General features: G+C 53.2%; 9 protein-coding genes and 1 pseudogene. 5 read left to right on the top strand and 5 right to left on the bottom strand.

Going from position 1 to position 9880, the window contains the following annotated elements; genetic code table 11:
• Positions 1 to 102 (top strand): annotated as a pseudogene (locus ACEQ15_RS08580) (IS110 family transposase); the annotation flags it as partial.
• Between the two features lie 44 nt (positions 103 to 146).
• On the opposite strand, the gene ACEQ15_RS08575 reads toward ACEQ15_RS08580, so the two are convergent.
• Positions 147 to 1052, bottom strand: a complete 906-nt coding sequence (locus ACEQ15_RS08575) for a LysR substrate-binding domain-containing protein (protein WP_370278717.1) — start codon at positions 1050 to 1052, stop codon at positions 147 to 149.
• A 113-nt stretch (positions 1053 to 1165) separates the two neighbouring features.
• Here ACEQ15_RS08575 and ACEQ15_RS08570 point away from each other — a divergent pair, with 113 nt between their 5' ends.
• Complete coding sequence (locus tag ACEQ15_RS08570; protein ID WP_370278716.1) at positions 1166 to 1369, top strand: DUF1127 domain-containing protein; 204 nt, start codon at positions 1166 to 1168, stop codon at positions 1367 to 1369.
• 213 nt (positions 1370 to 1582) lie between these two features.
• On the opposite strand, the gene ACEQ15_RS08565 is transcribed toward ACEQ15_RS08570, so the two are convergent.
• Together ACEQ15_RS08565 and ACEQ15_RS08560 are read right to left on the bottom strand one after the other, a co-directional pair.
• Positions 1583 to 2704 carry a polyamine ABC transporter substrate-binding protein gene (locus ACEQ15_RS08565; RefSeq protein ID WP_370278715.1) on the bottom strand — a complete coding sequence of 374 codons (1122 nt, stop codon included), beginning with the start codon at positions 2702 to 2704 and terminating at the stop codon, positions 1583 to 1585.
• A gap of 86 nt (positions 2705 to 2790) precedes the next feature.
• The gene (locus ACEQ15_RS08560) at positions 2791 to 4137 is read right to left on the bottom strand and encodes a glutamine synthetase family protein (RefSeq protein ID WP_370278714.1); all 1347 of its coding nucleotides are present in this window, start codon (positions 4135 to 4137) and stop codon (positions 2791 to 2793) included.
• Positions 4138 to 4504: 367 nt separating this feature from the next.
• Here ACEQ15_RS08560 and ACEQ15_RS08555 point away from each other — a divergent pair, with 367 nt between their 5' ends.
• The 3 genes from ACEQ15_RS08555 (at position 4505) to ACEQ15_RS08545 (ending at position 6980) form a co-directional block, all read left to right on the top strand.
• A complete protein-coding gene (locus ACEQ15_RS08555) occupies positions 4505 to 5788 on the top strand; it encodes an NAD(P)/FAD-dependent oxidoreductase (RefSeq protein WP_370278713.1) in 1284 nt (427 codons plus the stop codon).
• A 78-nt stretch (positions 5789 to 5866) separates the two neighbouring features.
• Positions 5867 to 6547, top strand: coding sequence for a TetR/AcrR family transcriptional regulator (locus tag ACEQ15_RS08550; RefSeq protein ID WP_370278712.1), 681 nt, complete (start codon positions 5867 to 5869; stop codon positions 6545 to 6547).
• A 76-nt stretch (positions 6548 to 6623) separates the two neighbouring features.
• Positions 6624 to 6980: a cupin domain-containing protein gene (locus tag ACEQ15_RS08545; RefSeq protein WP_370278711.1), complete on the top strand. Its 357-nt coding sequence runs from the start codon at positions 6624 to 6626 to the stop codon at positions 6978 to 6980.
• A 95-nt stretch (positions 6981 to 7075) separates the two neighbouring features.
• On the opposite strand, the gene ACEQ15_RS08540 is transcribed toward ACEQ15_RS08545, so the two are convergent.
• Both ACEQ15_RS08540 and ACEQ15_RS08535 read right to left on the bottom strand, forming a co-directional pair.
• Positions 7076 to 8032, bottom strand: a complete 957-nt coding sequence (locus ACEQ15_RS08540) for a DMT family transporter (RefSeq protein ID WP_370278710.1) — start codon at positions 8030 to 8032, stop codon at positions 7076 to 7078.
• A gap of 98 nt (positions 8033 to 8130) precedes the next feature.
• Entirely contained in the window at positions 8131 to 9633 is a 1503-nt protein-coding gene (locus tag ACEQ15_RS08535; RefSeq protein WP_370278709.1) for a Na+/H+ antiporter NhaC family protein, read from the bottom strand.
• Positions 9634 to 9880 lie beyond the last annotated feature (247 nt).

Below are 9880 nucleotides of genomic sequence, written 5' to 3'. Positions count from 1 at the left end.
AAGAACAAAATGCAGGCACTGGGCGCAGCGATGAGAAAGCTGGTCCACCTGTGCTTTGGCGTGGTGAAAAGCCAGGAAAAGTTCCAGCTACACCCGCTCTAAAAGCGTTTGTAGCCAGAATCGAGAGATGGTATCTACGGGCGGTTCTATTTCCGCTTCTGAAACCGCTCCCAACTGCTCTCAATCTCCCGAACCTCCTTTCTCAGCCACGCCTCAAAGCGTTTCACTTTGGGGCGTTGTTGATGGTGCTCCGGCATCACCAGGTAGTAGTCGTACAGCGTCTTCCAGTGGCTCTGGAGCGGGCTGATCAGGATGCCGCGCTCCAGCAAGTTGTACACCAAACTAAACCTCACAAACGCCATGCCCTGTGCACCGAGCAGGGCTTCAATCAGGGTGCCTGAGTCGGTCACCTGCAGGCGTGGCGCTTCCTGGTTCAGGGTTTTTGCGAACTCCGACCAGAGATCCACCAGCTCCGGCGTATCGTCCTGTAGCCAGGGCAGGGAGCCGATTTGTTCCACAACCGGGCTGTCGCTGTTAATCAGCGATGGATGGCAGGCGGGAATCAGATAGTCCTTCAGTAAAAGCTCAGTATTCAGACCCGGGTAGTCGCCGCGGCCGAAACGTACGGCAATATCCAGCTCTTCCCCTTCAAATCGTTCCAGTCTGTCACCCACCGTTAGCTGAATGGAAAGGTCCGGCGCCTCCTGCTGAAATTCCCCTAGCTTTGCCACCAACCAGCGGCTGGCAAAGGAGGGCAGGGTGCTTAAGGTCAAGCGACTGGGATTGGGGTCATCCATCAATTGCGCCATCCCCGTTTCCAGGCTGGAGAAGCCCTGGCTAACGTAGGGCAGCAACTGCCGTCCTTCCGCGGTCAGTTCCACCTCCCGTGTCAGTCGCTTAAACAGTTTCAGCCCCAGATGCTGTTCCAGCGACTTTATCTGCTGGCTGATTGCGGCTTGGGTGACATGCAGCTGTTCGGCGGCTTCTTTGAAACTGTTGGCTTCGGCGGCCAGGCGAAATGCTTGCAGGGCTTTGAGAGGGAGGTGTGCCATAAGGAAGCCAATGTGGTTAAGAAAAACTTAAGTATAGGGCGTAATAACTCGTTTGTCGCAATGCGCGCAAATCCCGAAGATTAGTACATAAATTAGAGCATCGGGAGAGAGTTATGAATGCCAGAGTCCAGATCGATACCGTAAAGCCTGTAAGAAATAATAAAGTGTCCGTGCTGAAGCAATCTCTAAAGCGTTGGTGGCAGAATTACCGTAGCCGTCGTCAGCTAGAGATGCTTAGCCACTATGAGTTGAAGGATATTGGCGTGAGTCGTGCTGAAGCACTAGAAGAGGCCAAAAAGCCATTTTGGCGTCGATGAGCAGTAGGTAAAGTAGGTTGGCCATCGCGAAGCGATGCCCAACGAATCGATGCAAAACTTGCCCCTGCAATACCTGTTGGGCTTTGCGTTGCGAAGGCCAACTTACAATCGGGACAGGCAAGGAGCCAAAAAAAGCCCCGGTGCGAAGCACCAGGGCAGGAGGGATCTAATGCACCTTCAGATCCAAAAAACGTTGCAGCATTTAGTTATCTGTTAGCGGCCTGCTTTGATGTCAGCCCACAGACGTGTGCGAATTCTCGCAACTTTCGGCATCATCTGGTCCTGTACAAACAGGTTGGTCTTGGTCTCTGGTGTCGGGTAGATCGCAGGGTTACCTGCAATTTCCTGATCAATCAGAGAGGTGGCGTCTTTGTTCGGGTTGGCGTACCACACGTAGTCGGTGATCTCGGCGATCACGTCAGGGCGCAGCAGGTAGTTGATAAACTTGTGTGCGTTTGCAGAGTTCTTGGCGTCCGCTGGGATCAGCAGCATGTCGAACCAAACTTCGCTGCCCTCTTTAGGGATGCTGTACTCAACTACAACACCGTTGTCCGCTTCTTCTGCGCGGGCTGCGGCCTGGAAAACGTCACCAGAGAAACCAACGGCCACGCAAGTATCACCGTTTGCCAGATCGTTTACGTACTGGGAGGAGGTGAACTGTTTCACGTAAGGGCGTGCAGCCTTAAGGGTTTTCACCGCAGGTGAGTTGGGTTTGAAGTCAGCACGTTTCTGCGAGTTAGGATCAACTCCGGAGTAGAGCATCGCAAACGGAAACATCTCATCCGGGGAGTCGAGGAAGGTCACACCACACTCGGCCAGTTTTTCGAGGTACTTAGGGTTAAAGACCAGCTCCCAGCTATTAACCGGTGCGTCTTCGCCCAATACCTCGGCAACCTGTTTTGGGTTGTAACCAATACCGGTAGTGCCCCAGAGGTAAGGGATACCGTGCTCGTTACCCGGGTCTTTCTTCTCCAGAGTTTTCATCAGCGATGGATCCAGGTGAACCATATTCGGCAGCATGGACTTGTCCAGCTTGCGGAAGATGCCTGCCTTGATCTGCAGAGACATGAAGTGGGAACTTGGTACGACCAGGTCGTAACCGGAGTTGCCGGCCAGCAGCTTGGCTTCGAGGGTTTCGTTACTGTCGTAAACGTCATAAACCACTTTGATGCCGGTTTCTTTCTCGAAGCGTGCGATCGTCTCTTCGGCAATGTAATCGGACCAGTTGTAGAAGTTCAAAACTTCCTGGGCCTGGGATACAGGGGAAAAGCTGGCCAGTCCAATGGCGGCCGCCGCGATTGCTGTCTTAAGCTGAGATGGTAAAGCTTTTGTCATTATTTTCGCCTCACATCGTATTTGAGTGTGTAAGTTAGGGTGGCCGCACCCCGCGACGAGCAGTTCACGGAGCACAGCCAAAATCGTTAGACGGTCATCAGAAGGAACTCGCGTTCCCAGGAACTGATTACCTGGTTAAATGTTTCGAACTCTGCACGTTTGACGCCGATATAGGCTTTTACAAACAACTCGCCCATGATCTCTTGCAGCTCAGGGCAGTCTTCCAGCAGGCGCAGGCCTTCTTCCAGAGAGCGTGCTACCTCAACCGGGTCACCTTCTTCAGCGGTCAGGCCCTGATTTGGTTCGTCTGGCATCAGTTTGTTTTTGATGCCCAGATAACCACAAGCGAGGCTTGCCGCAATCGCCAGGTAAGGGTTGCAATCAGCGCCAGCAAAACGGTTTTCGATGCGGCTTGCGGCTAGCGGAGCGTCTGGTACGCGGAGACCCGCGGTGCGGTTGTCGATACCCCACTCGAAGTTAACCGGTGCTGACATCTCCGGTGTAAAACGGCGATAGGAGTTCACATTTGGCGCGTAGAACGGAATCGCGTTACGGGTGTATTTCTGTAGGCCGCCTACGTAGTGGTAGAACGCCTCGGTGTACTCACCCTCTTTATCGCCCGCAAAGATATTTTTACCGGTCTCGATATCAACCAGGCTCTGGTGAATATGCATTGAACTGCCTGGTTCATGCTGCATCGGCTTGGCCATAAAGGTGGCATACATATCGTGCTTGAGCGCGGTCTCACGCAGGGCACGCTTAAAGACAAACACCTGGTCAGCCAGATTCAGCGCATCACCGTGCAGGAAATTGATCTCCATCTGCGCAGCGCCTGATTCATGGATCAGGGTATCTACATCCAGGCCCAACGCATCGCAGTAGTTGTACAGCGTATCGATTACCGGATCGAACTCGTTGACCGCATCGATGCTGTAGGACTGGCGCGCAGTTTCACGACGTCCGGAGCGGCCGGTTGCCGGTTTCAGTTCATAATCCGGGTCCAGGTTTTTCTGTACCAGATAGAACTCCACCTCCGGTGCGATGACCGGTTTCAGGCCCTCTTTTTCGTACAGTGCCAGGACACGGCGCAGCACAGAACGGCTGGATAGTGGATGCAGATCGCCGTTTGCGGTGAAGCAGTCGTTGATCACCTGAGCAGTCGGCTCAGTTGCCCAAGGTACAATGCGCAGCGAATCCGGATCGGGTACCAGCACCATATCCTTGTCTGTCGGATCAACCAGATCATAGTGGTTGTCGGCCCATTCGCCGGTTACGGTCTGTACCAGCAGGGTTTCCGGGATCTTGCCGCCTTTTTCATCGATGAACTTCTGCGTTGGGTAAAACTTACCGCGCGCATTGCCCGTCATATCAGGGAAGGTCGATTCTACTTCTGTAATGACGTTCTCTTTGAGAAACCTGGTAACGGCTTCCATAAATCACCTATGTGTTTTTCTTTTATCTCGCTGATAAGCGAGAGATTTTCTCGCTCCGTCCATCGTTAACTCTAGCCAAACTAGCTTCTGCTACAAGGTTAATCGTGGATCAGCGGTTGGGTTTGTTTTTATTCGAAAGATGATTCGGTTTATTGGATTGTGTGGCGCTTCTTTAAATCGAATCATCATTCGGCTTTTAGGTTATTTCAAGTTTTGCCCGGAATCAATATGTAAATTGAATAAAGTTTCGGTTTTATTGTCTTGCTGGTGTCTGATATTAGAAGTATCATTCGAATTATTGTGTGGCCCAATATAGGTTTTGTGCGTCACTGTCCGCCGTCGGCGGGTGACAGCTGGAGATTTCGAAATGAGTGTTAAGGGCTATGAATCCTCTTACTACACGGATTCAGCAAACCATAAGAATGATTACCCGACACTGCGTGGCGAGGTGAGTGCGGATGTGTGTGTGATCGGTGCTGGATTCACCGGTTTGTCTGCTGCGCTGCATCTGGCAGAGAAGGGCTACTCTGTTGCATTGCTTGAAGCTGAACGTGTTGGCTGGGGGGCATCCGGTCGTAACGGCGGTCAGGTGTGTCAGGGCCACAATATGAGCCACGAAGATATGGTGGGCAAAGTAGGGCGCGAGGTTGCCGATGCGCTCTGGCAGATGTCTATCGATTCGGTTGATCTGGTTCGTGACCTGATCGACAAACACGATATCAAGTGTGATCTGAAGAAAGGCGTGTTGCATGTCGCGGTTAAGCCAGGCCCGTGTGATGAGATGAAAAAGGACATTGCCTATAAGCAGAATGTCCTGGGCTACGATGCGATTCGTTATGCCGATAAGGATGAAGTGCAGGCGATGTTGGGGTCGGAGCGCTATTTTGGCGGCGAATACTGGACCAATGCCGCACACCTGCATCCGTTGAACTATGCCCTGGGTCTTGCTGCAGCAGCCGAAAAAGCCGGTGTGCAGATTTTCGAGAACAGCCGTGTGTCCGATTATCGTGCGGGGCGTGACGCGCAGGTGAATACCGAGCACGGCTGTGTAAAAGCGAAATACATCCTGCTGGCATGCAACGGTTATCTGGGCAAACTGGAGCCACGTATCGCGGGCAAGATCATGCCAATCAACAACTTCATCCTTGCCACGGAGCCGCTGGATGAAGCACTTTGTCGCCGGATCAACCGTGATGATGTAGCGGTGGCGGACTCCCGTTTTGTTATCAACTACTTCAAGCTGTCCGGCGATAACCGTCTTTTGTGGGGCGGTGGTGAGAACTACACCAGCAAATTCCCAAACGATATCCGTGGTTTCGTACGTAAGTACATGTTGGAGTTCTATCCTGAACTGAAAGATGTACGTATCGATTACGGTTGGGGTGGCACTCTGGCAATTACCCTGAACCGTATGCCGTACTTTAACCGGTTGGACGATAACCTGTTTGTCGCACAGGGCTACTCGGGCCACGGCGTGGCGCTGGCAACGTTGGGCGGTAAGTTGATGGCCGATGCAGTCAGTGGCTCGGCCGAGAAATTTGATATGTTTGCCAAGGTGCCAACACCGACCTTCCCAGGTGGCACGCTGCTGCGCTGGCCAGGGCTAGTGGCGGGCATGTTGTACTATTCCATGCGTGATCGTTTCTTCTGACGTTCCGAAACAGTCTGATTTAAGGTAGCTTTGCTCTATAATGCTGGCCTTTCTGGATACTGTTTTAAGAGCGACACAATGGAATCAAAGCAAACGGGTGAAAAGTCTCTGCCGATCAAGCGTAAATCGCAGGATCTGAAACCACGTAATGCGCCTGTTCAGGGTCGCTCTAAGAAACGTTCGAAAGAGATCATCGATGCCACCAGTGAACTGTTGGAGCGTGTCGGTTTCGATGATCTCAACACGGTGCTGATTGCCAAAGAGGTGGGCATCTCCGTTGGCTCCCTCTACCACTACTTCCCGAACAAACACGCCATTTTGTACGCCATGGGTTCACGCTGGCTGGAGGAGATCGACAAGGTCCTCAGTGCAGTGGCTGAATTGCCGGTGGAGGAGATGGTGCTGGAAGAGCTGGTCGATCAGATGCTGGCGATGAACCTCAAGGTATACAAGAAACAGAAGGCTGTACTGACCCTGGTGCAGGCAATGTTCTCGGTACCGGAACTGCGCGAACTGGATGACCAGCACGATGAGTTGGTGATCTCCCGTATGGCGGAGATCTTCAAGCGCATGGGGATTAACCGTCACGTGAAAGAGCGCGAACGTTTGGGTCGTCTGTATCTGGAAACCAGTCACAGTGTATTCCTGGTTGTTGTCCATCAGAGTGGCGAACGCGCCAAGCGGACCCTGGCCGACCTGAAATTCATGCTCTGTGCTCTGCTGCGACAGCATCTGGAGAGTTGTCAGGCCGAAAGCTGATCGATCTGATTGGCTCGACTCTCCCAAAAGCAAAAGCTACCTCGGGTTTCTTTATACAACCATGAGGTATCAATCCATGACACATGCACTTCTACGTATTAAACCTTCCGTCGAAGCTCCTGCTGCAACGGCCATCAATCCTGAGCGCGTTCTGAGCGGCGCACCCAAAGAGATCATCGAAAATCTGTTTACCAATACCAAAGAGAATTTCTTCTGTGGCGTCTGGTCGTCTACCGAAGGTAAGTGGACACTGAACTACACCGAAGACGAGTTCTGTTACCTGATTAAAGGCAAAGCGATTTTGACGGATGCCCAAGGTGTGGCAGAGGAGATTATCGAAGGGGATGCCTTCGTGATTCCGGCGGGGTATCAGGGCACTTGGGAAACCATCGGTGAAGCGCAGAAGTTTTACGCGATTTACGAAGAGGCGTGATTAACGTGTTGGGCATCGCCTTGCGATGACCAACCTACCTGACCCGTAGGTTGGCCATTGCGAAGCAATGCCCAACAAACAATTCTACTCAGTTATCACTCCGGCACCGCCGTATGATCCAACGGCTCGATCTTCGGCAGGTGTTTCTTATCCCCCAGCTCTGAAATCAGCATCGCGGCGATAATCATGCCCGCGCCAATCATCCCCTGTGGCCCCAAGTGCTCATCCAGGAAGATCCACGCCGAGATATGGGCGAACACCGGCTCGGTCGCAAACACCAGCGCTACCTTGTGGGGTTCCAGAATGGTCTGGCAGGCAGACTGTGCCCAGAAAGCGTAGGCGGTACCAAACAGTGCGGCGATCAGGATCGACCAGATAATAATCGGTGTAGAAAGCTGCTCCTGCCAGGTAACGGGTGTGGCGTCCGGGTAATAAAATGCGGGATCAGGACTCAGCCAGGCAGCCAAAGAGCTGTATATCGCCACTGCCAGCAGCTGGATAATGCTCAGCAGTGTTACCGGTAGTTTGCTGACAAAACGGCCGGTCAGCACGATATGCCCTGCAAAAGCAAATGCACAGATCAGTACCAGCACATCCCCTTCATTGATCTCCAGCTTGTCTCCCATGGTCAGCAGATAAAGCCCCGCTGTAGCGGTGATTACACCCAGCCAGACATTCAGGCGCGCATTCTGGCGGAAGATCAGAAACGCCAGTACCGGCACTAGCGGAACGTTAAGGCCGGTGATAAAACCTGCGTTGGATACACTGGTAAAACGCAGCCCCTCGGTTTGTGTATAGAAGCCAATAAACAACATAAATCCCAGTAACGCACCGGCACCCAGCAAACGTGGCAGCATACCCGCCTCAACCTTATCCTTTGCATAGTAGAGCAGCGGAATCAGCGACAGCCCGGCGATGGAAAACCGGATTGCATTGAAGGTGTGGGTGGGTATCTGAGCGACAGCCAGATCAATAAGTACGAACTCGGCACCCCAGACAAAGGCCACCAATAGCAGCAATAGAAGGGCGATACGAGGGGATGTTATTGTCATTTTTTTACTCGTTTACAGCATGTTAGAACCAGAAACGCCCCGGCACCAAGAAGTACCGGGGCGTATTTCAGGGCAGTACCCTGCGGATCAGGCGAGGCTTAAGCCATCGCAAAACCCAGTACGATCAGGGTGATGAAGGTGATCACCGCACCGATCAGTGCATATGGGATCTGCGTCAGGGCGTGCTGCATTGGGGTACAGCCGGAGCCCTGGGCAGAAAGAACAGTAGAGTCACTGAAGAAGCAGGCGTGACTACCAAATGCAGACGCAGACAGCAGGGCACCTACTGTCAGCGGCATGGACATATCAAGCGCCAGTGCCATCGGGATTACGATCGGCAGAGACACCACGAAGACCCCCCAGCTGGAACCGGTCGCAAATACCACCGCGGCCATTGCTGCGAATACCAATGCAGGCAGCAGCTCCTTAGAAAGGTATGGCGTCAGGGATTCGATAATGTACGGGGTCATACCCAGTTGATCGTTAACGTCCTTCAGCATGAAACCCGCACATACAACAGCGATCGGGTGCAGCATCACCTTGAAGCCGTCCAGCATGGAATCAACCAGCTGACCGAAGCTCAGCAGGCTCTGCCAGAAGTACAGCACCATGGTGAACATAGACGCTACCAGCGCGCCCAGCAGCAGGTCGATTTCGTAGTACACGCTTGCCGCAACCAGTACCGCCATCGGCAGCAGGAAGTTCATCAGACCCACCATTGGCGAGGTCTTTTTCATGCCGGAGGTGTCAAAACCGTCCTGCACGGTGCCCGGAGGAATCGGCTGACCGGCCTGCGCACGCTTTTCAGCATGTTTCATCGCACCGAAGTCACCCAGCACACCTGCAGCAACTAGGAACACCACAAACAGTGCTACCCAGCCATACGCCATGTAAGGGATCGCGTCGATGTAGAGGGACATGCCTTTGCCTTCCTCGGTCGCGCCGTTCTCTTCCAGCAGCGCTGCGAAGTACACCGCCCAAGTAGATACCGGTACCAGGATGCAGACAGGTGCAGCAGTGGAGTCCACCAGGAACGACAGCTTCTCGCGGGAGATCTTGTAGCGGTCGGTCAGGTTTTTCATAGAGGCGGAGACTGCCAGCGAGTTCAGGTAATCATCGATGAAAACCATCACACCGAGGAAGCAGGTGGTCAGCATGGTGCCGCGCTTGGTCTTGATACGACGGGCCAACAACTCGCCAAAGCTCAGTACGCTGCCGCCGCGTTCCAGCATGTTGATCAGACCACCCATCATGCCGCAGACCAGCACGATCCAGGCGATGGTCTCGTCCATCACCACGCTCATGGAGATGTCGCCCAGTCCGGTGACGATATTGGTTGGATCGAGCAGCAATAGACCGGCAACGATCCCGGCGAAGATAGATTCCAGCGGTTTCTTGGTGATTACGGCAACCACCAGGATCAGTAGTGCGGGCAGCAGGCTGTGAAAGCCGTAGGATTCACCATCAACGTGCTGCGTGGACAGGTAAGCGAAACACGCCATGATGGCGCCGTAGAAAACAAGCCAGCGGGTTGGTTGGCTCACACCCTGCGAGGTGCTGTCCAGCTGTGCAGTGTTTGGTTCTGCAACGTTCGTACTCATGAATAGACCTTTACTTATAGTTTTTATTTAGATTTTTGGTGTTCTACAGCACCGCAATCCAGGGTGTTCAGTGCACGGGTGGGGTGACTTTGGTGCAGAAGTCGATCCGCTTTGGGCACTGATCCCCCGGGACCTGATCACGGTGCTGATGTCAGAGATCAGTCCGTTGATCAGATACCCAATTTGTCGCGCAGATTGTAGTACCACGCACCCATTGCGGTATATGGGATTCTTAATGCTCGGCCAC

The organism is Pontibacterium sp. (assembly GCF_964228735.1).
Lineage (GTDB): Bacteria > Pseudomonadota > Gammaproteobacteria > Pseudomonadales > Balneatricaceae > Pontibacterium.
This window is presented reverse-complemented; position numbering and strand designations above follow the sequence as displayed.